This window comes from Candidatus Darwinibacter acetoxidans (assembly GCF_041936445.1).
Classification (GTDB): Bacteria; Bacillota; Limnochordia; order Darwinibacteriales; family Darwinibacteriaceae; genus DTU010.
Window position 1 is genome coordinate 18,491 of record NZ_JBHGXH010000293.1, and the last position, 24,682, is coordinate 43,172.

General features: G+C 61.2%; 26 protein-coding genes. 22 read left to right on the forward strand and 4 right to left on the reverse strand.

Going from position 1 to position 24,682, the window contains the following annotated elements; translation table 11 throughout:
• The 17 genes from ACE4YL_RS11355 to ACE4YL_RS11435 all read left to right on the forward strand — a co-directional run bounded on the left by ACE4YL_RS11355 (nt 1) and on the right by ACE4YL_RS11435 (nt 14,241).
• A complete protein-coding gene (locus ACE4YL_RS11355) occupies nt 1–465 on the forward strand; it encodes a molybdopterin-binding protein (protein WP_461358017.1) in 465 nt (154 codons plus the stop codon).
• Nucleotides 462–1,016, forward strand: coding sequence for an ECF transporter S component (locus ACE4YL_RS11360; RefSeq protein WP_461360539.1), 555 nt, complete (start codon nt 462–464; stop codon nt 1,014–1,016). Before ACE4YL_RS11355 ends, ACE4YL_RS11360 begins: the two co-directional genes overlap by 4 nt.
• On the forward strand, nt 1,017–2,468 hold the full coding sequence (locus ACE4YL_RS11365) for an alkaline phosphatase family protein (protein WP_461360540.1): 1,452 nt from the start codon (nt 1,017–1,019) through the stop codon (nt 2,466–2,468).
• On the forward strand, nt 2,465–2,995 hold the full coding sequence (locus ACE4YL_RS11370) for a molybdopterin-dependent oxidoreductase (RefSeq protein ID WP_461358014.1): 531 nt from the start codon (nt 2,465–2,467) through the stop codon (nt 2,993–2,995). Before ACE4YL_RS11365 ends, ACE4YL_RS11370 begins: the two co-directional genes overlap by 4 nt.
• A complete protein-coding gene (locus tag ACE4YL_RS11375; RefSeq protein WP_461366827.1) occupies nt 2,992–3,666 on the forward strand; it encodes an energy-coupling factor ABC transporter ATP-binding protein in 675 nt (224 codons plus the stop codon). The genes ACE4YL_RS11370 and ACE4YL_RS11375 overlap by 4 nt, the downstream gene beginning before the upstream one ends.
• Entirely contained in the window at nt 3,663–4,316 is a 654-nt protein-coding gene (locus ACE4YL_RS11380; RefSeq protein WP_461358012.1) for an energy-coupling factor ABC transporter ATP-binding protein, read from the forward strand. Before ACE4YL_RS11375 ends, ACE4YL_RS11380 begins: the two co-directional genes overlap by 4 nt.
• A complete protein-coding gene (locus tag ACE4YL_RS11385; RefSeq protein WP_461358011.1) occupies nt 4,313–5,044 on the forward strand; it encodes an energy-coupling factor transporter transmembrane component T family protein in 732 nt (243 codons plus the stop codon). Before ACE4YL_RS11380 ends, ACE4YL_RS11385 begins: the two co-directional genes overlap by 4 nt.
• A gap of 13 nt (nt 5,045–5,057) precedes the next feature.
• Nucleotides 5,058–5,810, forward strand: a complete 753-nt coding sequence (locus ACE4YL_RS11390) for a molybdopterin-guanine dinucleotide biosynthesis protein MobB (RefSeq protein ID WP_461358010.1) — start codon at nt 5,058–5,060, stop codon at nt 5,808–5,810.
• Between the two features lie 47 nt (nt 5,811–5,857).
• On the forward strand, nt 5,858–6,460 hold the full coding sequence (locus ACE4YL_RS11395; RefSeq protein ID WP_461365181.1) for an RIO1 family regulatory kinase/ATPase domain-containing protein: 603 nt from the start codon (nt 5,858–5,860) through the stop codon (nt 6,458–6,460).
• On the forward strand, nt 6,441–6,968 hold the full coding sequence (locus ACE4YL_RS11400) for an NADH-quinone oxidoreductase subunit NuoE family protein (protein WP_461360545.1): 528 nt from the start codon (nt 6,441–6,443) through the stop codon (nt 6,966–6,968). Before ACE4YL_RS11395 ends, ACE4YL_RS11400 begins: the two co-directional genes overlap by 20 nt.
• A gap of 3 nt (nt 6,969–6,971) precedes the next feature.
• Nucleotides 6,972–7,469: a hypothetical protein gene (locus tag ACE4YL_RS11405; protein ID WP_461360541.1), complete on the forward strand. Its 498-nt coding sequence runs from the start codon at nt 6,972–6,974 to the stop codon at nt 7,467–7,469.
• 2 nt (nt 7,470–7,471) lie between these two features.
• A complete protein-coding gene (locus tag ACE4YL_RS11410; protein ID WP_461360542.1) occupies nt 7,472–7,867 on the forward strand; it encodes a hypothetical protein in 396 nt (131 codons plus the stop codon).
• Between the two features lie 25 nt (nt 7,868–7,892).
• Nucleotides 7,893–9,152, forward strand: a complete 1,260-nt coding sequence (locus ACE4YL_RS11415; RefSeq protein WP_461359143.1) for a complex I 51 kDa subunit family protein — start codon at nt 7,893–7,895, stop codon at nt 9,150–9,152.
• Nucleotides 9,152–11,827: a formate dehydrogenase subunit alpha gene (gene fdhF, locus ACE4YL_RS11420; RefSeq protein ID WP_461359144.1), complete on the forward strand. Its 2,676-nt coding sequence runs from the start codon at nt 9,152–9,154 to the stop codon at nt 11,825–11,827. The genes ACE4YL_RS11415 and fdhF overlap by 1 nt, the downstream gene beginning before the upstream one ends.
• A 9-nt stretch (nt 11,828–11,836) precedes the next feature.
• A complete protein-coding gene (gene mobA, locus ACE4YL_RS11425; RefSeq protein ID WP_461359149.1) occupies nt 11,837–12,436 on the forward strand; it encodes a molybdenum cofactor guanylyltransferase in 600 nt (199 codons plus the stop codon).
• Complete coding sequence (locus ACE4YL_RS11430) at nt 12,423–13,115, forward strand: formate dehydrogenase accessory sulfurtransferase FdhD (RefSeq protein WP_461359145.1); 693 nt, start codon at nt 12,423–12,425, stop codon at nt 13,113–13,115. Before mobA ends, ACE4YL_RS11430 begins: the two co-directional genes overlap by 14 nt.
• 91 nt (nt 13,116–13,206) lie before the next feature.
• The gene (locus ACE4YL_RS11435) at nt 13,207–14,241 is read left to right on the forward strand and encodes a threonine aldolase family protein (protein ID WP_461359146.1); all 1,035 of its coding nucleotides are present in this window, start codon (nt 13,207–13,209) and stop codon (nt 14,239–14,241) included.
• A 29-nt stretch (nt 14,242–14,270) separates the two neighbouring features.
• Here ACE4YL_RS11435 and ACE4YL_RS11440 read toward each other — a convergent pair whose 3' ends face one another.
• From ACE4YL_RS11440 to ACE4YL_RS11455, 4 genes are all read right to left on the reverse strand, one after another.
• Nucleotides 14,271–15,893, reverse strand: coding sequence for an amidohydrolase (locus ACE4YL_RS11440; RefSeq protein WP_461365184.1), 1,623 nt, complete (start codon nt 15,891–15,893; stop codon nt 14,271–14,273).
• Nucleotides 15,894–15,934: 41 nt separating this feature from the next.
• Nucleotides 15,935–16,714, reverse strand: coding sequence for a polysaccharide deacetylase family protein (locus tag ACE4YL_RS11445; protein ID WP_461360544.1), 780 nt, complete (start codon nt 16,712–16,714; stop codon nt 15,935–15,937).
• Between the two features lie 190 nt (nt 16,715–16,904).
• Nucleotides 16,905–18,098, reverse strand: coding sequence for an anaerobic nitric oxide reductase flavorubredoxin (locus tag ACE4YL_RS11450; protein WP_461359066.1), 1,194 nt, complete (start codon nt 18,096–18,098; stop codon nt 16,905–16,907).
• 70 nt (nt 18,099–18,168) lie between these two features.
• The gene (locus ACE4YL_RS11455) at nt 18,169–18,675 is read right to left on the reverse strand and encodes a 2'-5' RNA ligase family protein (protein WP_461359065.1); all 507 of its coding nucleotides are present in this window, start codon (nt 18,673–18,675) and stop codon (nt 18,169–18,171) included.
• A 139-nt stretch (nt 18,676–18,814) separates the two neighbouring features.
• On the opposite strand from ACE4YL_RS11455, the gene ACE4YL_RS11460 reads away from it, so the two are divergent.
• The 5 genes from ACE4YL_RS11460 to ACE4YL_RS11480 all read left to right on the forward strand — a co-directional run bounded on the left by ACE4YL_RS11460 (nt 18,815) and on the right by ACE4YL_RS11480 (nt 24,530).
• A complete protein-coding gene (locus tag ACE4YL_RS11460; protein WP_461359064.1) occupies nt 18,815–19,390 on the forward strand; it encodes a TetR/AcrR family transcriptional regulator in 576 nt (191 codons plus the stop codon).
• Nucleotides 19,391–19,395: 5 nt separating this feature from the next.
• Nucleotides 19,396–21,681: an efflux RND transporter permease subunit gene (locus tag ACE4YL_RS11465; protein ID WP_461369654.1), complete on the forward strand. Its 2,286-nt coding sequence runs from the start codon at nt 19,396–19,398 to the stop codon at nt 21,679–21,681.
• Nucleotides 21,682–21,686: 5 nt separating this feature from the next.
• Nucleotides 21,687–22,457, forward strand: coding sequence for an outer membrane lipoprotein-sorting protein (locus ACE4YL_RS11470; RefSeq protein ID WP_461359062.1), 771 nt, complete (start codon nt 21,687–21,689; stop codon nt 22,455–22,457).
• Between the two features lie 33 nt (nt 22,458–22,490).
• The gene (locus ACE4YL_RS11475) at nt 22,491–23,762 is read left to right on the forward strand and encodes a hypothetical protein (protein WP_461359061.1); all 1,272 of its coding nucleotides are present in this window, start codon (nt 22,491–22,493) and stop codon (nt 23,760–23,762) included.
• Nucleotides 23,763–23,882: 120 nt separating this feature from the next.
• A complete protein-coding gene (locus ACE4YL_RS11480; RefSeq protein ID WP_461359060.1) occupies nt 23,883–24,530 on the forward strand; it encodes a bifunctional 4-hydroxy-2-oxoglutarate aldolase/2-dehydro-3-deoxy-phosphogluconate aldolase in 648 nt (215 codons plus the stop codon).
• Nucleotides 24,531–24,682 lie beyond the last annotated feature (152 nt).

The window sequence follows — 24,682 nt, forward strand, 5'->3', positions numbered from 1 at the left end:
GTGAAAAAAATAACTATAGTCTGTTTGGCAGTCCTAATTGGGCTCTCCTCAGCTGGTTTGTGCCAGGCTGCGGAAGGCGAGATTCTCCTCACCTTCGAAGGGGCAGCGGTGGACGCTCTGACCCTGGAGGAGTTTTTGAGCCTGCCGCAGATGACCGTCAAGCTCACCCGCACAAATTCCCGGGGCAAGACCACGACCGGCCACTACACCGGGGTGCACTGGAAGGTTTTGGCTGAAGCCATCGGCGTCCAGGGAGCCCGCAGTGTTCAGGTGATTGCCTCCGACGGCTTTGAGCAGGTTTATCCCCTGGAAGTTCTGGAGGCTGAAGACTCCGTCTTCGCCCTGTACAAAGATGGCCAGCCCATCACCGAAGAGGAAGGTAACGGCAAGGTTTGGTTTTGCGCCAGTGAAGCCTATACCGCGAATTTTTGGACCAAGTTCATCGTAAAGATCGTGATAAGATGAGGAGCCGCCATTTTAGCCTCGTGGACTACCTGGTCTTTGCCGTGCTGGCCGCCAGCGGCCTGGCCATTAAGACTGTGGTTGTTCCCCTGGCCCAGATGATTACCGGCCCTCTGCTGATACCCGGCGGGGTTGTGGCGGGCGGCTTCTACATGCTTTTTCTGGTTTTGGCCAGCGCAATTACGGGCAAAAGGGGCGCAGCCCTTGTGGTGTCTCTGCTGCAGGCTGTTTTGGTGACGATCACCGGGACACTGGGTTCCCATGGAGCAGCGAGCCTGTTCACCTATTCTCTGTCCGGCTTAGCGGTGGAGATCTGGCTGCTGATCAGCGGTCACCGGGGCTGCTGCGCCCTTTGCTGTTTTGGAGCGGGGTTGGCGGCCAATGTGGCGGGAAGTCTCGCCGTAAACCTGGCCCTGTTTAGGCTTCCTCCTGTCCCCCTGCTGCTCTCCCTTTCCGCGGCGGCGTTCTCGGGGGGTCTGGGGGGCCTGGTTGCCCATCTGGCCGCCCGCAGCCTCAAGAGGTCCGGGATTTTACGGTCCGCGGGGGGATTTTAGATGAAACGGAAAGGCACAAGCGTTCTAACTGCTTTACTGCTCTGCGCCTTAGCGCTGCTGGGGGCCCTTAACCCACCGCGGGCCCACGCCAGCGGGCTGCCTTCCCTAGTTGTCACCGGTGATGTGGTGCGGGAAGTGGTGCTCACCGGCTGCGAGGGCTGGGAAACAGTGAAGATCGAGTACCGCGGCGCGGTTTACGACGGGGTTCCACTTTTGTCCGTCCTTGCCCAGGCGGAAGTGTGTGGGGAGCAGGTTCAGATCCTCCTGGCCGCGCACGATGGCGTTGTCGCGGCGCTTTCCCTGGACGAAATCACCCAGGACTGCTGCCTGTTTTGGCATCCGGAAAACCGCTGGCAGTTCACGGCCCCGGACCATCCTCCCCAGGCCAGGGTGAAAGACCTGGAATATGTGGTGGTGATAGGCACAGGGCCAGAGGTGCCGGGAGTGCGCTTTATCCACGGCCTGGAGGAAAGCACGGTCACTTACGGCACACTGTTTACCGCGGACGCGCTCCAGCGTCTGATCAAGGAAGGGGAAGCCCGGCGCGGGGATTGTTCCGTCACCGCCTTCACCAAGCGCAGCCTCATTCCCCTGGGCCAGTTTGTGGGGGGAGCGGAGCTGCCGGCCGCCCTAGCCTATTTTGCCGACGGCAGCCAGCTGGAGGTTCCCCTCGATGGTTTTCTGGAGTGGCGCGGCCGCTCCGGGGATTACCTGGGGCCGGACGGGCGCACCCGCAGGCCAGATCTCAAGGGCCTCTGGCTGGACCCTCCCGAGCTTTCTGTCACCCAGCTTCTGCCCGCAGCACTGCAGGCCCTGGAGACAGGCCGGGTGCTCATTGTCCTCCTGGATGGTCTGGGGTACTACGAACTCATTCAGGTTCAGCCGCCCTTTCTCGGCAGCAAACAGGTGCAGAGGGCCCGTACAGTTTTCCCTTCCATCACCCCTGTGGCCCTGGCCTCACTGCTCACAGGCGAGCTGCCCCCCAGGCACGGGATCACCGCCCGGGGCCAGCGGGAGCTGCAGGTGCCCGATCTCTTTGCCCGCGCCGCTGAGCTGGGCAAAGATTCCGTTATGGTGGAAGGAACAACTAAAGTGGTGAATACCAGTATAAGCCCCGTGCTCAACGCCGATCTAGATGGCGATGGCACCACCGACGGCGAAATTTTCCGGGCAGCCCAGGAAGAGCTGGCCCGGGGGGCCGATCTGGTCTTCGTCCATTTCCACGGCTACGATGATGTGGCCCACAGCTGCGGGCCCTTCTCCCCCGAGGCCGCGGCGAAGCTCTTGGAACTAGATGCCTATGTTGAGGATCTCTGCCAGGGCTTTACGGGGACGGTTTTCGTCCTGGCTGATCACGGCCAGCACCCAGCGGCAGGGGATAAACTGGGAGATCACGGCCAGTTCTCCCTGCTGGATCTGACCATACCCTGGCTGAAGTGGGAGCAGCCATGAGCAGCGCCACCAAGCGGGGCAACCGCATTGTCGCGGGCAGCATCGTCTTCCTCTTGGCCTTAACAGGGGTGCTGGCCTACCTCAATGCAGGCGATCTGGCCCTGAAAAAGGAATTGGAAATGAATGCCGAGTTTGTGCTCACGGCGGGGGAAACCAGCCAGCGTATCACCATGTCCCAGATCCTGGCGCTGCAGCCGGTGGAATTCGAGGCCATCATGGATACCAGCATCACCGACCCCACGCCCGTCACCTTCACGGGGGTGGAGTTGAGTAATATCTGTGCCAGCTGCGGCATCCAGCTGGAGCCCCATTCCCTGGTGCAGGTGCATGCCCTGGACGGCTATGCCTCGGTGGTGACGGGGGCCGAGGCCCTGGAGCCCGGGAATGTGTATATCTGCATAGCTATGAACGGCGAAGTGTTGAAGCCCAAAGCCCAAGGGGGCTTTGGACCCTACATGCTGGTGATCAAAAACGTGGTGTTCGCCCAGCGCTGGTGCAAGTACGTAGAGGAGATTGTGGTCCGATGATGGCCCTTAAGGCGCGGCAGCTCACTTTTGGCCATCTGGAAGGTCCCCCTCTGCTGGAAAAAGGGGAGCTGGAGATCGGCAAAGGGGAGTGCGTGGCCGTCACCGGCCCCTCCGGTGCTGGGAAATCCACCCTCTGCCATGTGCTGGCGGGGGTTATACCCCGGTCTCTCCCCGGCAGGGTGTCTGGGGAAATCCTGCTCTTCGGGGATCGGCTTTGGGATCTGCCCCTCGCGGAAACGGTGCGCCGGGTGGGGGTGGTGTTTCAGGATCCCGATGCCCAGCTTTTCTTCCCCACGGTGGAAGCGGAGGTGGCTTTCGGACTGGAAAATCTGTGCTTTCCCGAAGAGGAGATGGCCAGGCGCATCGGAGCGTCCCTGGATCTCGTAGGCTTGAGCCGGTACCGCTGCCAGGCCACGCAAGACCTCTCCCAAGGCCAAAAGCAGCTGGTGGCCTTGGCGGCGGTGTTGGCTTTGGAACCGGGCCTGCTCATCTTAGACGAAATCTTCGCTTCCCTTGATCAGCAGGGAGCCGCGGTGGTCCAGGGAGTGATTGCAGATTACAAAGCAAAAGGCCGGGCGGTCCTTCTGGTGGAACATGACCCTGAAAATTTGCCGGTGGTGGACCGCATTTTGCACCTAGCCCAAGGGAAGCTGCGGGAGGTGGTCCCGTGACTGCCATTGCCCTTTCTGATGTCGTGTACCGCTACAGCCGGGGCGGATTCACTTTACGGTGCCCCGCCTTGGAGCTGGCTCCCGGCGAACTCACCTTGATTACCGGCCCCAATGGCAGCGGCAAGACCACCCTTTCCAAGCTCATGTGCGGCATCCTCCGCCCCCAAGAGGGTCAGGTGCGCATCTTTGGCCATCCCGCGGAGGAACTCTCCTTGGGGGAAATCGGAGGGCGGGTGGGCTACCTCTTTCAAAACCCATCCCGCCAGCTCTTTGCTTCCACCGTCTGGCAGGAGATGCTCTTTGTCCCGGAGCTGCTGGGGGAAGATCTGCCCCGGGCCTGCGGAAGGGCCCAGGAGCTTCTGGTCAGGTTTGGCCTAGGAGAGCTCAAGGAACGGCCCGTGCAGGTCCTCAGCCGCGGCGAGAAGCAGCGGCTGGCCATCTGCACCATGCTCATGGGGGGAGCGGAGTTTTTCATCCTGGATGAACCCACGGCCGGACTGGACCGGACCAGCCGGGAACAGCTCTACCGCCTCCTGGACGAGCTGCTCGCCCAGGGGAAGGGTCTGGCCGTGATTTCCCACAGCCAGGAGCTGGCCTCCCGCTGGAGGGCCCGGCGGGTGAGGCTGGCGGAAGGGCGGGTGGTGGCGTGAGCAGGGTGGATCCCAGGGTGAAGCTGCTCTGGGTGGTGCTTTGTACCAGCGGGGCGGTGCTCTTTGCCAGGCCCCTGTGGATGTTGGGGCTCACCCTCTTTACCCTTGGGGGAGCGCTGCTTCTTGGTGCAGACTTTTTGGGTTTGGGCCGGCGCCTCAGAAGATTCCTGCCGGTTTTGGCCATGCTCACCGCAGTGCAGATCCTGTTCGTGCGCACCGGAACTCCCCTGCTCACCCTGGGAGGGAGGGTCTTGGTGACCGGGGAGGGACTGTGGAAAGGGCTGGCGGCGGGCCTGCGCCTGGTGATTGTCTTCTGTGCCAGCGCTGTGATGATGCGGGAGGACAGCCGCCGGGTGATCAACTCCCTGATCCAGATGGGCGTACCGTACTTATTCTGCTTTAGTCTCTTTGCAGCCCTGTGCTTTCTGCCGCTGCTCAGCGAGGCCTTTGCCCAGGCCCTTACCGCCCTCCAGCTGCGGGGGGTGAACCTTAAGGCGGTCCCTTGGGGGCAGAAGCTGCGCCTGTATGCGGCCCTGATCGTACCTGTCTTAACCGAAGCGCTGGCCAGGGTGGAAAAACTGGCTGCGGTCATGGAGGCCAGGGGTTTTGGCGCTCTGCCCAGGCGGACGATTTACGGGCGGGCCAGCATGGGCGCTGCGGATTGGGCTGCGGTTTGTTTTCTGCTGGTCGCGGGCTTAACTGCCCTCCGGTTTTACCTGGCATCCTGAAGGAGTTGTCAAGATGAAAGCTGTAGCCGTTAACGGGCTGAGCAGGTCCGGCAAGACCACGGTCTGTGAAGCGCTCATCAGCGGCCTGCGCCGCAGGGGTTACAAGGTCGGGTCGGTGAAGGAGATCCATTTCCAAGGGTTCGCCATCGATCCGGATCCCGCCACCAACACCAGGCGGCACAGGGCGGCGGGGGCCGATCCGGTGACCGCGAGGGGCCTTTATGAAACCGATGTTCTTTACGGCACAAAGCTGCCCATAGAGGAGATCCTCCGCCACTACGACCATGACTTCGTTATCCTGGAAGGCGTTTCCGACTGCAATGTACTTTCCATCGTCACCGCCCACACCGTGGAGGAAGTGGAGCAGCACCTGGATGAAAGGACAGGGGCTGTTTCCGGTGTGGTGGCCAATCTCGGGGTAAAGGAGGTTTACGGCCTCCCTGTCTTTAATGCTCTCCAGGAGCCGGAAAGCCTGGTTGATTTCGTGGAGGAGCGGGCCTTTGCACCGCTGCCCTCCTTTGACCCGGAGTGCTGCTCGGCCTGCGGCCGCAGCTGCCGGGAGCTCACCGGGCTTGTGGTCCAGCAAAAAGCCAAGAGGGAAGACTGCCTGCTCTGGCGGCCGGAAGTGGAGCTTCTGGTGGATGGAGCGGCGGTGCCTATGGTGCCCTTTGTGCAGAACATTCTGCGCAACGCGGTGCTGGGTGTGGTCAAGGAGCTGCGGGGCTTTAAGGCGGGGAGCAGGATCGAGGTCCGGCTGAGGTCATGAGGTTCTTCTCCCGCAGAAATGATGTAAGGTTGGAAGCGGGCGTGGTGGTGAAGCGCAGTCAAGACCCCCTTGCCCTGGAGAGGGAAGCTGCCGCCCTGGTGGAGCTGCGCCAGGCTGGCCTGGCCGTTCCAAAGCTTTTGGGCAAAAACGAGCACGCCCTCTTTTTGGAGTACATCCCCGGCCCGGTCTATGCTGATCTGGTGGACTTCCTGGACTGGCCCCAGGCCCTAGAGCTGGCCCGCTGGCTGGCGGAGCACCACCGCCTGACGGGGCAGCTGAAAGGGGATCTCAACCTGCGCAACTTCCTCTGGACAGGTAAAAGGTGTGTGGGCTTAGACTTTGAAGATCCCCCCCTCCCTGGAGAGCTGGCCGTGGATTTCGGCCGGGCCGCCGCCTTTGCCGCCACCTATTACCCGGCCCTAAGCGAGGAAAAGGCCAGGTGTGTCCAGCTGCTGCTGGGGGCCTTTTTCCACCTAGGGGCGGAAGCGGAGCAGATCCGCGCCGGTTATCTTCAGGAAGTCGCGGCCATGCACAGGCGCAGAAGGCGGCCGGTTGGTTTGGGAGAGGCCGCAGCGTTTTTCGATAGCTGTCTAGAACGGGTGCGCTTAGAACAGAGAGGAGGTGCGTTTGATGCAAGGAGCAGCCCGTGAAGAGTTGAGACCGCAGATCGATGAGGAGGTTTTGAGGAAAGTAGCCGAGATCGCCGGCAGGTGGAAGGGCAGACCTGATATGCTCATCCCGGTCCTGCATGAAGTGCAGGAAGTGGCGGGTAACGGCATCCCCAAAGAGGTGGCTAAAACCGTATCTGAAGCCATGGGCGTTCCCCTGGCCCAGATCTACAGCGTCCAGACGTTTTACTCTTTCTTCTCCAAGGAACCCAGGGGCAAAATCCTCATCCGCCTCTGCAAGACGGCCCCCTGCCACATCAAGGGTACGAAAAGAATACTGGAGGCCTTTGAGAGGGCTCTGGGGATCCAGGCGGGGGAAACCACGGAGGATGGGCTGTTTACCCTGGAAACCTGTGAATGCATCGGGGCTTGCGACGTTTCACCGGCTGCCTTGGTGGACGATACCGTTTACGGGCACCTGACCGAGGAAAAAGTGGTGGAACTGGTCCAGGCGTTGCGAGAGCGTGCAAATTTGGATGGAGGCGCATAAGAAATGTGGTACCAACTTCTCATTTTCGTGCCGCTGGTGGCGGCGGTTTTGGACATCTTTAACCTGCTTTCCACCGCCTTTGGCCGCATCTTGGTTCTGGCGGTTTTGGTGGTGGGCGTGTTTGCGGCCTTAAGCCGCCCGTCCTTCAAGCTGACCACCGCGCTGGTGCGTTCGGCTGTGCTCAGCTGCCTGGCGGCGCTGCTCACCTTCCTGCTCAGCACCCGCCTGGGGCTGGGGGCCGTGGTGGCCTCGGCCTTGGTGGGTCTGGTGGGAGCCCAGGTGCTCAAGGGCAAGGACCAGCTGGTCATGTACATGGGCACCTTTGTGGGCATGAGCTCGGCCCTGCGTTTTCCCACCTTAGGCCCTCTGCTGGTCGCGGGGCTGTTGGGCGGCGTCCTCTTTGAGCTGACCGATGAATGCTGGGTGGGAGTGGGAGGCCGCCTGGGCACCATTGCGGCTGCCGCGGTGGTCGTGGTTTTGGCACTGATTGGAGGTATCTAGCGGTGACTCTCTTGCTGAACATTGTAATCGCATTAGTTTGCGGAGCAGCGGGTTTTTGGCTCAGGCAGAACACTAAACTGAGCGTGGTGGAGGTCTCGGCCATCCTGGCCCTCACGGCCGGCCTGGTACTGCCGCCCCTTTTGCAGGAAGGGGCTTTGTTTGCCCTGACCTGCACTGCCGTTTCCTATGCCGCCATGTGCAGCAGCGAGCGCTGCTGCAGCTACAGAGAAATGCTGATCATCAGCGCCATCTGTTCTTTGGTCATCTATTTTGGCCAGAGCGTCTTGGTGGGTATCGGGGGCAGGCTGGGCACCTCCGCCGCGGTCTCGGTGCTGCTCTGCCTCTTAGCTAAGCGGTTCTTGAGCCCGGACCAAGCCCAGAAGGCAGCCAAGGGCTAGCCTGCGGGCCGAAAGGAGTGGAAGCATGGAGGAAACCAGGGTGGTACTGGATAAAGCAGGCGAATTCCTACCCACCAGCGCCCGGGCCTACGAGGCGGTGGGCGGCTACACCGGGTTGAGGAAGGCCTTGGCCGATCCAGACCAGATCGTGGAGATCATCAAAGCTTCCGGCCTGCGGGGCCGGGGTGGAGCCGGGTTCCCCACGGGACTGAAAATGTCCTTCACCAAGGCCGCCGCTGCTGATCACAAGTATGTGGTGTGCAACGCGGACGAGGGAGAACCTGGAACCAACAAGGACAGGGTGATCATGGAGGAGGTTCCCCACCGGCTCATTGAGGGCATGATCATCGCCGCTTTGGCCGTGGGGGCAGATCAGGGTTATATCTACCTGCGGGCCGAGTATCCCCATGTGAAAAAGGTCCTGGAAAAGGCGCTGGAGGATGCCCGCCAGCATGGGTTTCTGGGCACTGACATCCTGGGCAGCGGCTTCGCCTTTGATATCCAGCTCTTTATCGGTGCCGGTGCCTACGTCTGCGGCGAGGAAACCGCCCTTTTGGACTCCTTAGAGGGAAAAAGGGGTGAGCCGCGGGTGAAGCCCCCCTATCCCGGCGTTGCCGGTCTGTGGGGGAAGCCCACTTTGGTAAACAATGTGGAGACCTTGGCTAACCTGCCGGCCATCATGGAGCACGGCCCGAAGTGGTATCGCCGCTTGGGTACGGAGCGCTTCCCAGGCACCAAGCTCTTTACCCTTTCGGGTAATATCACCAATCCCGGGGTTTACGAGTTTCCAGTGGGCGTCACCATCCGCCAGCTCTTTGAGGAAGTGGGAGGCGGCTGCCCCAACGGCAAGCGGCTCTACGCCATCCAAACCGGCGGTGCTTCCGGTAACATCATCCCCGCTTCGCTTTTGGACACCCCCTTGGATCCGGAAAGCTGCGATGGGGTGGGGGCCACCTTCGGCGCGGGCGATCTCATGTTTATGGATGAGACCTGCTGCCTGTTGGACGTTTTGGAAAACCTCACCGAGTTTTTCGTCAAGGAATCCTGCGGCAAGTGCTGTCCATGCCGGGAAGGCAATCCCCAGCTCCTGCACTTAGTGCGCAAGTTCAGGCACGGTACCGCCCAGGAGGGGGACCTGGATCTTTTAGTGGAGCTGGGCAAAGCCATGACCGTGGGCTGCCTGTGCGGACTGGGGCAGATGGCACCCAATCCCATCCTTTCTGTGGTGCGCTTCTTCCCGCAGGTCTTCGCCGTGAACAACGCCTACGCAAGGGAGGTTAGCTGATGCTGAAACTGACCATTGATGGACGGCCTGTGGAAGTGAGCGAAGGCACGACGATCCTGGAAGCCTGCCAGTTTTTGGGCATTGAGATCCCCACCCTCTGCCACTTGGAACAGCTCAAGGCGGAGGGTTCCTGCCGCATGTGCGTGGTGGAGGTGGAGGGGGTCAAAAACCTGCAGGTCTCCTGCGCCACGCCCTGCTGGGACGGGATGGTGGTGCAGACCAAGAGCGAGCGGGTGGTCTCCTTCCGCCGCTTGATTCTGGAGCTGCTTCTGGCCAACCACGACACGGACTGCTTCAACTGTCCGGCCACGGGCCGCTGCAAATTGTACCAGTATGCTATGGAATACGGGGTGGAGGGGAGCCGCTTCGTCCGGTTCAAAGAGCATCATCCCAAAGATGAGAGCAGCGAGTTTTTCAACTACGATCCCAGCAAGTGCATCCTCTGCCGGCGGTGTGTGCGGGTGTGCAATGACCTGCAGGTGAACCACACCCTGAGCCTGAAGAACCGGGGGCCGGACACCTGGGTGGGCCTGCCCTTTGACAAGCTGTTCAAGGACAGCAACTGCGTTTCCTGCGGGAACTGCGTCTCCGTGTGCCCCACGGGAGCGCTGACGGCCAAGGCCGCCAAGTCCTTCCGGATCTGGGAAGTGACCAAAACCCGCACCACCTGCCCCTACTGCGGCGTGGGCTGCCAGATGGACCTGCTGGTGAAAAACGGCGAGGTGGTGGGGGTCGAACCTGCCCACGGCCGGGCCAACCCCGGCATCCTCTGCGTCAAGGGCAAATGGGCCTACCATTTCATCAACCATCCCGACCGCCTGAAAACGCCCCTGATCCGCAAGGATGGCCAGCTGCAGCCGGTAAGCTGGGACGAGGCGCTGGATTATGTGGTGGAGGGCATCAAAAAGATCAAAGAGGAAAGCGGGCCAGATGCCATCGCCGGCTTTTCCTCGGCCCGGGTGACCAATGAAGAGAACTACCTGTTTATGAAGATGATGAGGGCGGTGGTGGGTACCAACAACGTGGACCACTGCGCCCGGCTTTGACACTCCTCTACTGTGGCTGGTCTAGCTACAACGTTAGGCAGTGGAGCCATGACCAACTCCATTGCAGAGGTAGTGGATGCCGATGTGGTTTTGGTGTTGGGTTCCAACACCACGGAAGCCCATCCTGTGATCGGCGCCCAGATCCGCCAGGCGGTCAAACGCGGTGCCAAGCTGGTAGTGGCGGAACCGCGGGAGATACCCCTGGTGGAAGATGCCCACATTTTCCTTAAGATCAAACCCGGCACGAACATCGCCCTCCTCAACGGCTTGATGCACGTGATCATCAGCGAGGGGCTCTACGATCGGGACTACGTGGAAAACCGCACGGAAGGTTTTGAGGACCTGTGGGAAGTTGTCCAGGACTATCCGCCGGAAAAGGTGGCGGAGATCTGCGGCGTAGATGTGGAAGATCTGAAAGAGGCCGCCAGGCTCTACGCCCAGGCGGACAAGGCGCCCATCTTCTACGCCATGGGCGTCACCCAGCATTCCACCGGGACGGCTGGGGTCATGTCCATTTCCAACCTGGCACTGCTCTGCGGCAAGGTGGGGAAATACGGGTGTGGTGTGAATCCCCTGCGGGGACAGAATAACGTGCAGGGAGCCTGCGACATGGGCTGCCTGCCCGGGGACTACACCGGCTACCAGAAGGTGGCTAACCCCGAGGCCCGGGCCAAGTTTGAACGGGCCTGGGGAGTCAAGCTCCCGGAAAAACCCGGCCTCACTGTGACTGAAGCGGTGAAGGCCATTGAAGATGGCCGGGTGCGCTGCCTCTTTGTCATGGGCGAGAATCCGCTGCTCAGCGACCCCAATTTGAACCACACGGAAGAAGCCTTTAGGAAGCTGGATCTTCTTATCGTGCAGGATATCTTCCTGACGGAAACGGCGGAACTGGCCCATGTGGTCCTGCCCGCGGCCTGCTTTGCCGAGAAGGAGGGTACCTTTACCAATACGGAGCGCCGGGTGCAGCGGATCAGGCGCGCGGTATCCCCTCCAGGGGAGGCCCGGACCGATTGGGAGATCCTCGATGAGCTCATGCGCCGCTTGGGCTACGAGAACAACCTCGGCTCCCCTGAGGAAACCCTCCGGGAGATCGCTTCCTTGACCCCTTCCTACGGCGGGTTCAGTTTTCAGCGCCTGGACAGGGAGCAGCCCCAGTGGCCGTGTCCCACGCCAGACCATCCGGGGACGCCCATTCTGCATGTGGGCAGGTTCTCCCGGGGAGAGAGGGCGCTCTTCAAACCAGCCCATTACGTTCCCCCGGCTGAACAGCCGGATGAAGAGTATCCACTGCTCCTGACCACCGGAAGGATACTCTACCACTACCACACCCGCACCATGACCGGGAGAAATGCGGAGCTGAACCGCATCGCAGGCCGTTCCTTCGTGGAGATCAACCCGGCTGATGCGGAAAGGCTCGGGCTCCAGCAGGGGGCCAGGGTGAAGGTGAAGTCCCGCCGGGGCGAGGTGGTGGTGGATGCTGTGGTCACCGACAGGGTGGACGAAGGGGTGATCTTTATACCCTTCCACTTTGCCGATGGCGCGGCCAACCGCTTGACCAACGATGCCCTGGATCCCATCGCCAAGATCCCCGAGTACAAGGTGTGTGCGGCCAGGGTGGAGAGGTGCTAAGTCTTGCAGATGTTCAAAAGTGCAGCAATCCTTGCGGGTGGCAAATCCACCCGCATGGGTTTTGACAAGCAGCTGCTGGAGGCCGGGGGGAGGACGGTTGTGGAACAGCTCATCGTTCAGCTGAAGGCGCGCTTTGCCGATGTGCTGGTGACCAGCCCCACCCCCCAGCTCTATGCCGCCAGCCAGGTCCGGGTGATCCAGGATGTTTACCGGGACAGCGGGCCCCTGGCTGGCATCCACGCGGCTTTGCTGCACGCCCAGAGCCGGTGGGTTTTTATCACCGCCTGCGATATGCCCTATCTGGAGCTTCCTTACATCGACTTCATGATCCAGCGCCTGCATGGAGCGGATTACGGGGCCTGCGTGACCGAAGTGCACGGCCGCCTGCAGCCGTTCCATGCCTTTTACAGCCGGGACGCCCTGCCTTTACTGGACACTCACCTCCAGCGCGGCCACTGCTCCGTAACCAGGTTTCTTCGGGAGATCAAAGCCCTTGTCATCCCGGAAGAGGAGGCCGCGCCCTTGGTCCCGGGTTGGCGGGCTTTCCTCAATTTGAACACGCCCCAGGAATACGCTCGGTTTAGAGGTGAAACCCATGGAAGTGGTTAAGCAGGTTGAGATCACCAGGATCGAAGGGGGCTGCCTGCACACTGTCCAGGATGCACTGGTCATCGACCACCAGCTCAAGGTCTATGTGAACGGCCGCCTGAGCGTAGAGTTCCTCTGCCTCCCGGCCAACTTGGAGGAGCTGGTGTGCGGCCATCTTTTCGCCCTGGGGGTCATCGGCAGCACAGCTGACCTGGAGCAGCTCACCATCAGCGGCAGCGCAGCCCATGTGGAACTGCGCCGCGGGGCTGCAGGCCGCGCGCCGCAGCAAAAAAGCTTTTTCCTCCAGGTCCAGGACCTGTTCCAGGCGATGGACTGGTTCGCGGGCCGCTCAGAGCTGTTCGCCGCCACTGGAGCGGTGCACAGCTGTGCCCTGTGGCATCAGGACGGCAGGCGCATTTTCATGGAGGATATCGGGAGGCACAATGCGGTGGATAAAGCGCTGGGCCGGGCCCTTTTGGCTGACTGGGATCTGGCGCAGTGTGCTTTGCTCACCAGCGGCCGCGTCCCCGGTGACCTGGTGGAGAAGGCGCTGCACACCGGGGTGCAGGTGATCGTTTCCCGCTCCGCACCCCTGGCCAGCGCGGTGGCCCTGGCCAGGCAGTACGGGATCACCCTCTGCGGTTTTGCCAGGGGGCAGCGCATCAACATTTACAGCGGCTCGGAGCGCATCGTGGCTTAAGCCGGAGCGCTCTTTTTTTCTGCAGGGACGGAGGGGTGCTGCGGAGAACACTTACGGCGGTTGAACTTCAAACTGAGTGGAGGCCTTCTCTATGTACAGATTTACCAACGACTACAGCGAAGGAGCACATCCCCGGATCCTGCAGGCCCTTTGGGAAACCAATCTGGAGCAGACCCTAGGTTACGGGGAAGATCCCTTCTGCCACGAAGCCGCAGAGTTGATCAAAGCCAGACTGGGCAGGCAGGATGTGGACATTCACTTTATCCCCGGTGGGACCCAGACCAACCTCATCGCCATCTCCGCCTTTTTGCGGCCCCATGAAGCGGTGATCGCGCCGGTGACGGGCCATGTGGAAGTGCACGAAGCGGGGGCGATTGAGGCCACTGGACACAAAGTGGTCACCGCCCCGGGCAAGGAGGGCAAGCTCCGGCCTGGAGACATCCAGGAAGTTCTGGATTTCCACATGGATGAGCACATGGTCAAGCCCAAACTGGTCTACATCTCCAACGCCACCGAACTGGGCTCCATCTACACCAAAGGCGAGCTCACGGAGCTGAGCAGGTTCTGCCGGGAGCATGATCTGCTCCTGTATGTGGATGGGGCCCGCCTGGGCTCGGCCCTCACGGCTCCGGGTAATGATTTGACCTTCCCTGAGCTGGCCGGTTTAGTGGACGCCTTTTACATCGGCGGCACCAAAAACGGGGCCCTGATCGGGGAAGCGCTGGTGATCTGCACTGATCACCTCAAGGAGGATTTCCGCTTCCACATCAAGCAGAAAGGAGCGCTCCTGGCCAAAGGGCGCCTTTTGGGCCTGCAGTTCAAGGAGCTTTTCCGGGACGACCTCTTTTTCCAGCTGGCTGAACGGGCCAACCGCCTGGCCGCCAGGATCCAGGGGGCCCTGGAGGAGCTGGGATGCCAGTTCCTGGTGCACTCGCCCACCAACCTGATTTTCCCCATTCTGCCCAACAGCATCATCGCCCAGCTGCAGAAGGACTATGATTTCCTGATCTGGCAGAAGGTGGATGGGGAGCATACAGCCGTGCGGCTGGCCACCTCCTGGGCCTGCCCGGAAGAGGTGGTGGACCGCTTTATCCTCCGGGTGAGGGAGCTCTTCCAGAATAGATAAACACAGCCCGGCCGCGGGGCCGGGCTTTTCTAGGGGCTAACTCTTTTTCCGCCCACATAGGTTGCCGTCACTTCCATGGTGAGCAGCTTCCAGGGGTCGGTTTCGGTGGGATCTGCGGGGAGCACCACGAAGTCCGCCAGCTTGCCGGGGCTGAGGGTGCCCCTATCCGCTTCTTCATGGGCGGCGTAGGCGGAACCTGTGGTAAAGAGCCGCAGGGCCTCCGCGCCCGTCAAACGCTCCTGGGGATGCCAGCCCCCTGGGGGATAGCCGGACCGATCCTGCCTGGTGCGCGCGGCATGGAGGCCAAGCAGGGGATTGCAGGGCTCCACGGGGCAGTCGGATCCCCCCGCGGTGGGGATGCCTAGGGTGCCCATGGTTTTCCAGGCGTAGGCGTAGCTGGCCTTTTCTGCCCCCACCCGCTCCTCGACGAAATGGAGATCGGTGGGTACGAAGATGGGCTGGATATCCGCGACGACGCCCAGCTGGGATAGGCGCACCAGCTGGTCGTAGCGGGTGATCTGGGCGTGGATTACCCGGGGCCGCTTGCTCCAGGCGGGATAGGTCGCCTTAGCCCGGGCAAAGCTATTGAGCACCAGGTCCAGGGCTCGATCGCCTATGGCATGCACCGCGACCTGCAGATCGTGCTGGGCCGCGGTGAGCACCAGCTGGTCCAGTTCTTCTTGGTTGTAGATGAGCATGCCGCGGGTATCTGGGGCATCCCCGTAGGGGCAGGTGAGGGCAGCTGTCCTGCCGCCCAGGGAGCCATCTGCGAAGAGCTTCAGCGGCCCCAGGGTCAGCTGCGCGCCCGGTGGGGTGGCTTTCCAGACCTCCAGGTAGGCGTGGAGCTCTTCCAGGGTGGGCATGCTGGCCTGGAGGATGATGCGGATGGGCAGCTCCCCAGCTTGGTCCAGCTCCAGATAGGCGCGGAGCCTCTTGTCCAGGGAGGCCGCCCCGTGCAGGTCGTTGCTCTGCACGGTGGTGAGCCCCAGGGCCGCGGCCCGGGCGCAGGCCCGGCGGAGAACCCGCTTGAGATCCTCCACCGTGGGGGAGGGAATCAGCTTGGTGACAAGCTCCACGGCGTTTTCCCGCAGCACCCCGGTGGGACGGCCCGTCGCGGTATCCCTGTCGATGCTGCCACCCGGCGGGTCTGGCGTGTGTTCGTTGATCCCCGCCAGTTCCAGGGCCCTGGAATTGGCTGTGCAGATATGCCCGCACACCCGGGTGAACACCACCGGCTGCATAGGGGAGATCTGATCCAGGTCTGCTCTAGTGGGCAGGCGGGCCTCGGTAAAGAGCTCGTCGTTGAATCCCCGGCCCAAGATCCACTGGCGGCCGGGGTTTTCCTGCACATACGCCCGGCCCAGTTCCACCAGCTCCTGAACGGAGCGGGCCTTTGAAAGCTGCACACCGTCCATGGTCAGGCCCCAGCTGAGCAGGTGCAGATGGCTGTCGTGGAAGCCGGGGACTGCTACCTGCCCGCCCAGGTCTTCCCGGTGCGTGGCGGGCCCGGCCAGGCGCAGGATTTCTTCCTTACCGCCCACGGCCAGGATCCTGCCGTCCCGCACCGCCAGGGCCTCCACTTCCGGCAGGGAGGGATCTAGGGTGAGAAATCTAGCGTTGAAGAAAACTGCTGTGGGCTGTGCTTTGTCCATGGGTTGTCCTCCAGTTTGTGCATGATCAAAGGGCAGCGGGCCTAGAGCTGATCCACGGTGACGAAATGGTAACCCAGATCCCGCAGGAAGCGGATGATCTCCGGCAGAGCCTGGATGGTGGTGGGACCGTTGCAGTGCATAAGCACGATGGCCCCGTTGTGGTGGTCTGTCTTGATGCGCCCGATGATCTCTTCCGGGGAGTTGCGGCTGCTGTCCCAGTCGAAGGTATCCAAGGACCAGCGCACAATCTGCCAGCCCCGCTCCCGCAGATACGTTACCGAGTCTTGGCGCAGAGAGCCGTAGGGGGGCCGCATGATCATGGGGTAATAGCCGGTGATCCTTTCCACTGCCTTGGAGGTGGGATCCAGCTCCAGGGCCAGGATTTCTTCATTGGACAGCTCGGCGAAATCCGGATGGGTGCGGGAGTGGTTGGCCACCAGGTGCCCCTCTAGAGAAATGCGGCGGGTCATCTCCGGATAGCGTTCCACTTTCTGCCCCAGGACAAAGAAGGTGGCAGACACCTGCTCATCCCGGAGGATGTCCAAGATCTGCGGGGTGTTGATCAAATCAGGACCGTCATCGAAGGTAAGGGCGATCCTCTTCTGGGGAAGAGGAGCCGGGGCAGTTTGGGGCTCAGCTGGCTTGCCCAGCTTCAGTTCGACTGTGCGCATAACCTGACCTTCCTTCATCACTTGTATATGGGGAGTTGACTCCAACAGCTCATTGAGGAAGAGCTGGGTGGCTTGAACTTGTTGAGCTGAGAAAAGATGCCAAAACAACGCCAGGGCCAAAAGAAGCCCCGCTTTCCGTTTTCTTCCCAATGTACTGGCCTCCAACATGTTAATCCCACAAGCAGTGATTTCTGCACCAGGCAGGTTTTTCCTGCCCGTTGCTAAGGATTATCAATTGCATTTAAGGGGATCTTTCCGGCAGTCCCGCGGCGATCCTTCTTAGGGTCTGCCCAGAAAAAAGCCGCAGGTGACCCCGCGGCTGAGGCGTGTTCTGTGCTGGTTAGAGGCTGCGCACGAAACTGCGTCCAAACTCCCGGCAGGCCTGAAGCGCCGCTTCATCGGGCACCCACAACACCCGCTGGCCTTCGCCGACGACGGTAAAGCCCGCGGCGGCCAGATCTTCGCTGAGCAGCTTCACCGCTTCGCCGCTCCAGCCGTAGCTGCCAAAGGCCGCGGCCTTTTTCTTCTTGAAGCGCAGGCCCTTGACCATCTCCAGCAAGCCGCCCATGGCGGATAGGTAGCGGTTGTTCACGGTGGAAGAGCCCGCCAGGATGGCCTTGGACTTGAAGATCTCCGTGACGATATCGTTTTTGTCGTACTTGGCGGCGTGGAGCACCTTTACCGTCACCTCGGGGTCCTCATCCTGGATGCCCGCGGCGATGGCTTCCGCCATGAGCCTGGTGGAGTTCCACATGGTGTCGTAGATGATGGTGATTTGGTTCTCCTGGTAGTCATCGGCCCACTCCAGGTACTTGTGGATGATCTGGGAGGGGTTATCCCGCCAGATCACACCGTGGCTGGTGCAGATCAGGTCCACAGGCAGCTCCATGGCCAGAACCTCGTTGATCTTCTTTTTCACCAGGGCGCTGAAGGGTGTGAGGATGTTGGCGTAATACTTCATGGCCTCGGCGAAGAGCTCGCACTGGTCCACCGCGTCGTTGTAAAGGGATTCGGTGGCATAGTGCTGGCCAAAGGCGTCGTTGCTGAAAAGGATGTTCTCCCCGGTCATGTAGGTGAACATGGTGTCCGGCCAGTGCAGCATGGGCGCTTCCACAAAGACCAGCTGGGACTGGCCGATATCCAGAGTGTCCCCCGTTTTCACCGTGACGAAGTTCCAGTCCTGGTGGAAGTGGCCCCGGATGATCCGTTCGCCGTTTTTCGTACAGTAGATGGGCGTATCCGGTATTTCCCTCATCAGCTCCAAGAGCGCGCCCCCATGGTCGATCTCCGCATGCTGGATCACTATGTAGTCGATGGCCTTCAGGTCGATTTCGTCCCTCAGATGCTCCACGAATTCCCGGTCGTAGGGCAGCCAGACCGTGTCGATGAGCACCACCTTTTCATCGCGGATCAGGTAGGAGTTGTAGGAGGAGCCCCTCCTGGTGGAAAACTCGTGGCCGTGGAAGGTCTGCAGCTCCCAGTCCACTTTACCGACCCAGGTGACTTTGTCCGTCAGTTTCTTCGAAGTTCGCACAGAAACACCCCGTTTCTTGTGGTTTAGGGAAATGATACCAAACTATTAAGCCAAACACAAGGAGGCAGAATCAGCCGTTCAAGCCAATTTTTGTCTGTTCCCGCCAGCGCCCATCTACGGTGAACTCAAAGAGGCTGATGGCGTCGCAGCGGAAGGAATAATCCGGGGCAAAGCCCTCCAGTTCCCTTTGATAGCGGGCAAACTGGCCGGGGGTGAGCCTGGTGGCCAGGGTGATGTGGGGATGGTAGGGCCTTCTGTCCACCTTGACACCGGCCTGCCTGAGCTGCCTGGCCAGGGCTCGGTGCAGCTGCTCCAGTTCGCTGGTGAGATCCACGTTGACAAAAAGGACCCGCGTGCCGAAGGAGCCTAAGCCGGAGCCGCTGATTCTAAAGGGGGCCAGGGGCTGGAGAGCCTCTTTAAGCAGCTCCTGCAGGGTTTCCGCGCCTTCTTCCCAGGCAAAGGGGGCGATCACCGTAATGTGGGCCACGGTGCGGGGAGCCCTAAAGGCCCGCCGGTAGCCTTCACACACCTCTTCCAGCTCCTTGGGCAGGCGGATACCGATGAAGAAATCGTACACAAGATCACCTCCTGTCCTTAGTTTCTCGTCCTCTGCCTTTGATCCTTTTTTCTGCCAGTAGTGGCATTTCTTGCGGGGAAGCGGTATAATATGATCACGGATCGAACGGTCGTCCGATTGAATAGGGAGGAGTGGGGCCGTGCTGGAGAAATCGCAGGAGGAGAAGATCCTCGATGCTGCCTACAACGTCCTGGCTAGGGAGGGCTATGCCCAAACGTCTCTGCGGCAAATCGCCGAGGAGGCGCAGGTGGCCTTAAGCCAGATCAGCTATCACTACCACAACAAGGAGGGCCTGCTGCTGGCGGTGGTCAGGCGGGTCGCCGAACGGTATTCCGAGTTTGCCCAGGAGCTAAATCCCGAAATGTCTCCCTGGGAAAAAGGGGCCTGCTTTATCAAGCTGTACCAAGATGTGTTGACCAAGGAGCCGGAACTCTTCTGCGTGCTCTATGACCTGGTTGGGCTCGCCCTCCGGTCGGAAACCCTGCGGGAGCAGGTCAGGGAGATCTTCCAGGTGATCATCGAGCAATTTGCCACAGAGATCTTCACGGAAAAACTCCTGGAGGAGTTCGGCCACGCCTATTCGCCGGAGGTGTTATCCGGCCTGTTTTTGGGGAGTATCTTCGGAATTGCCGTCCAGATCCTGCTGGAGCCTAAGGAAACGGCCTACTTGAGCCTGGATGCACTCAACCTGATCTTCCAACTGAGAAAGAGGTGAATTCATTGCAGCGCTGGTTCAAGCTGGTTTTAGATCATCCCTGGGTGGTGATGGGGGTTGTGGTGGTGCTCACCGCCTTTGCCGCGAGTTTCCTGCCCCGCATCACCTTCGACGCCAGTATCGATGCCATGATCCCCGAGGACGATCCAGTTTTACTGGAACTGATGGAAGTTGTGGACGACTTTGGTACGCAGGACCTTTTCCTCATCGCGGTGCAGAGCGATAACGTGTTCAACCCCGCGGTCTTGAAGAAGATCCACGATTTAGCTGCAGAACTGGAGGCCCTGCCCGGTGTGGCGGAAGTGCAGAGCCCTTTTAACGCCCAGAAAGTGACCAGCGGTTTTTGGGGCATCGAGATCGCGCCCATGACTGCCGAGCTGCCCCAGAGCCCCGAGGAAATTGAGGATTTCAAGAAGGACATCCTGGACAGTCCCTACGCGGGTCGGCTGGTCACCGCGGATGGGCGGGGGGCAGCCCTGTTTTTGGAGCTGGAGAGCCTGAGCTTAATTCCCGATCTCAGCGAGCTCATGGGCCAGATTGAGGAAATCGCGGCCCGCTACGCAGGCCCCGAGGAGATCCATGTGGTGGGCGACGCCTACATCCTCTACTACACCGAGCGGGCCATGAAGCAGGATCTCTTGAAGTTGGTGCCCTTTGTGGTGGTGATCGTGGGAGCGGTCTTGTACGCCACCCTGCGCTCCGCCTTGGGCATCGTCCTCCCCCTGGTTACGGTGGGGACGAGCGTGATCTGGACGGTGGCCCTCATGATCTGGCAGGGCATCCCCGTATCCATCATCTCCATGGTCATGCCGGTGATTCTGGTCACCATCGGCATCGCCTCCAGCATCCACATTTTGAACAAGTACCAGGAGGCGCTATCGGGCGGACTGCCTAAGCGGCAGGCCCTGGAGCAGACCTTTGGGGCCATCACTTCCCCCGTGGTCATGGCGGCCTTGACCACCGCCGCGGGCTTCGCCGCCCTGATCACCGCCTTTGTAGAGCCAATTCGGCAATTCGGCGTGCTCACCGCGGTGGGCGTGATACTGGCCATGGCCCTATCCTTGAGCCTGGTGCCGGCCATTCTCATGCTGGTAAAGGAACCCAAGGTGCGGCTGGCCGAAGACAAGCCCGCGCGGGAAGGGCTGCTCACCCGCATCCTCCTGTCTTTCGTCCACTGGGCCGTGTACCGCCCGAAAAGGCTGGTGGCTGTGGTGGTCGCGCTCTTGATCGTCTTTGCCCTGGGTGCAGGTTTGATCACTTTGGAGAGCAACATCGTCAACTACTTCGGTGCTTCCAGCCCCGTGAAGCGGGCCACCATGGTCATTGAGGAAGTGTTCGGGGGCAGCATGCAGATCGCGGTGGTGCTGGATACAGGTGAACCCGATGGCATCAAGGACCCCGCGGTATTGGCGGAGCTTGTAACTATTCAGGAATACCTGAACTCCTTTGACACCATCAACCACGCCACGTCTGTGGCCGATGTGATCCGGGAGCTCAACCAAGCCATGTGGGACGGGGATCCTGAGTTTTACACCCTGCCTGACAGCCCGGAAGCCGTGGCCCAGCTGCTGCTGCTTTTCAGCATGCAGGGAGGTTCTGGCCTCGATTCCCTGGTTACCTACGATTACAGCAGGGCTCTCGTCACCGCCCAGATGAAAACGCTGGATGCGGAAGCGATGGGCCAGGTGATCAGCCAGGTGGAAAGCTTCCTGAAGGAGCGCTACGGAGCAGAATCGGGCCTTCAGGCCTACCTTTCCGGCACGCCCAAGGTGATGCAGCGCCTCATGAACCGCTACGTGCAGACCCAGGTCTCCAGCCTGGTCAGCTCCGGGATCATGGTGGGCCTCATTGTCAGCCTGCTGATGAAATCGGTGGTTTTGGGCCTGTTCAGCTTGATTCCCCTGGCCTTCACCGTGGTGGTCAACTTCGGCATCATGGGCTTTGCGGGACTGCCGTTGGATGCGGTCACCAGCATGATTTCCAGCGTGGCCATTGGCATCGGCGTTGACTACGCGATTCATTATATCAGCCGCTACCGCTGGGAGGCCGCTAGCGGCCAGGGGACAGCCGCCGCCCTGGAGCGCACCGGCACCAGCGCAGGCCGGGCCATCATCTTCAATGCTCTGGCCTTGATTGCGGGCTTCTTGGTCCTGGTTTTCTCCCATTTCCGAGCCATTGCCGTCTTCGGTCTGCTCATTTCCGCAGCCATGATCGTCAGTTCCCTGGCGGCGCTGTTGGTTGTCCCGCTCTTATTGAACTTTTCTGCCAAACGACAATTGAGAAAGGGGTAAGAAGGATGAAGAAAATGTCTTTGCTTGTACTGGCCGCGCTGCTGGTCCTCAGCTGGACCGCCTTGGCGCAGGGCCCAACTGGCCAGGAAATCCTGGACGAGCTCAGTTTCCGCACCATTTTAAGCGGTTCGGGAAGCGCAGAGCTGACCATGATCACCGAAAACGCCAAGGGCGCCCAGCGCAGCTACGAGCTGCAGGTTTACGTGCGGATGGATGAGGAAGGGGACGCCCAGTTTTTGGAATACCTCGCCCCCGGGGACGTGCGGGGCACCAAGTTCCTGTCCCTGAAGCCCAAAGACGGGGAAAGCCAGATGTGGCTGTACCTGCCGGCCCTGGGCCGGGAACGGAGGATCGCCTCCCACATGACCGGCGATTCCTTCATGGGCACCGATTTCACCTATGAGGAGATCGGCGGCAGCTTTGATTACGAAGAAGACTACGCGGTGCAGAGGCTCCAGGACCAGGTGGAGCAGGGGGTGGACTGCTACCTTCTGGAACTCACCGCCCAGGGGTCGGCAGCAGCCTATGACCGGGTGCTGATCTGGGTGTGGAAGGACAAGATGGTCCCCGTGAAAATCGAGTTCTACGGTTCCGGGAATGTTTTAACCAAGACCCTCACCTTAAGCGATTTCCAGCTGGTTTCCGGCGAGCTCATTCCCCATCGCGTGGTCATGGCCAACAACATGGAGGGGACCAGGACCATTTTGGAGCTGACCAAGGTCAGCCAGGAAGAGGTCAGCCCCGACATCTTTACCGTGCGCAACCTGCGGCGCTAAGCGCGGGAGAACACTGGAGGAGGGTGAACAGCAGTGAAAAAGCGTGTGCAGATTCTCGCAGCCATCCTGGTGATGCTCTGGGCGGTGCCCGTGTGGGCCGCCGCACCCACAGGCGAACTCTACGGGGGCCTGGCCTATGAGTGGGACCGCGTAGAGGAAAAGCCTGTGCTGGCTTCCATCCCCCTGGGCTTCCGCCTGGCCCTGGAAGATGAGCTGGACAGCCTGGGCAAGCTGCATTTTTCCACCAAGGGCTGGTGGGACTGGAAGCTCAAGGACGGTAAGCTCGAGCTGGATCAGCTTTGGCTCAAAGGGTATTACGGCGATTTCGATTACCAGCTGGGCAAGCAGCTGATCAGCTGGGGCACGGCGGATGGCTTTAACCCCACCAACTATTTCACCCGCATGAGCAGCAGCGCTCTCTTGGGCGGCGATCTGCGGGGCGAAGCGGTCTGGGCCGGCCGGGTTGAATACTACGCCCGGGCCTGGTCGGGGACGGCGGTGGTGATCCCGGTCTTCGCACCCCAAAAGATCGATGCCTTCATGGAGAAGCTCATGCTGGAGGCCGGCCCCCAGGGCGCCCAGCTGCTGGAGGCCATCGAAGGGGCCAAAAAGCCGGGCTTGGGCCACCCTGAACTGGCGCTCCGCTTGGAGACCCAGCTCGCCGGCTTCGATCTGCAGGCCAGCTATTTCTGGGGCTACGAGCCCCTGCCAGGTATAGAGCTGGTGCTGGGGCCCACTGTGCCCGGGGGCATGGCCTTGGAAGGGACCTACCGCCGGCAGCACTTCTTGGGCCTGGCCCTGGCGGGAACCCTCGGGCCCGCGGGGGTGTGGGCTGAGGCGAGTTACGGAGGGCCGGAGAAGTTCGCCGAGCCGGAGAATCCCTACGAGGTGCGCATCCCCATGTCCATCAACGAAAGGTATTTCCAAGCGGTGGTGGGCGGGGACTACACAGTTGATGTGGGCAGCGGCCTTTTGGTGCAGGCCCAGTACATCTACCGGGGGCAGGGTTCCCTTCTGGAGCCCTACGTGCAGCCTGATCTGACCGCATTCCCCCCGGCACCGGGGGAAATCCAAGGGGCCCACTACCTCTACGGGCGCCTGGCCTACGATTTCAACCCGGATGCCAGTGCGGATCTGGTGATCCTCTACGGGACCCAGGAAAAGGGCGGCATCATCCGTCCCTCCTACACCCACCGCCTGGGGGAAGGCCTGCAGCTGGAGCTGAGCCTGGTGCAGCCCTTCGGCGAAGGGAAGTTCGACTCCATTTCCACCCGGGCCGCGCTGACGGTGAAATACCAGTTTTAGCAGGAAGAGCCGGAGGGCAGCCGCCCTCCGGCTCTGCACATTTGGCCCCTTCCAGGCAGGAATTGGGCGGTGGCGGTGTAGAAGGATTCCCCCACCGAGGCAGCAGGGGAGGAATGCACAGTGACCAAAGGGGAGCAGCTCAGGCTGATGGAAGAAACTGGAGTCGTTGCGGTCATCCGTACCCAGGATGGCGGGGAGCTGGTGTCCATCTGCGAGGCGCTGGTGGCGGGAGGGGTACTGGCGGTGGAGATCACCATGACTTCCCCCGGGGCGCTGGAGGCCATCTACCAGGCTTCCAAGGTACTTGGGGGGAAGGCCATCATCGGTGCCGGGTCCGTCCTGGATGGGGAGACCGCCCGCGCCGCTTTGCTGGCCGGGGCCGATTTCCTAGTCTCGCCCGTCCTCAGGCAGGATGTGATCACCATGGCCAAGCGCTACGGCAAGATCGTGATCCCGGGGGCCTTCAGCCCCACCGAGATCCTCACCGCCTGGGAGGCGGGGGCGGATGTGGTGAAGGTGTTCCCCGCAACGAAGCTGGGGCCGGAGTTCTTCAAGGATATCCGGGGCCCGCTGCCCCAGGTCAAGCTCACTCCCACCGGGGGAGTGAACCTGGGCAACTTGGGGCAGTTCCTCCAGGCGGGTGCCGTGTTCGTGGGCGTGGGCTCGGCCCTGGTCAACAGGGACATCGTGGCCCGCCGAGACTGGGCGGCCTTAAGCGTTTTGGCCGCGCAGTACATCGCAGCAGTAAAACAGGCACGGGCCGTTTAAGCCCGTGCCTGCGCGGTGCGCCCGGCATGTCTACCGAGCCGATGGGTTGAGAGAAACCCTACCGCCCAACCAGCGGGAAGGTAACCAGCAGGCAAGGGCGCCACTGGCAACAGTGGGGTCTGGAGGAAGCCGAGGGGGTGCCTTGGAACATA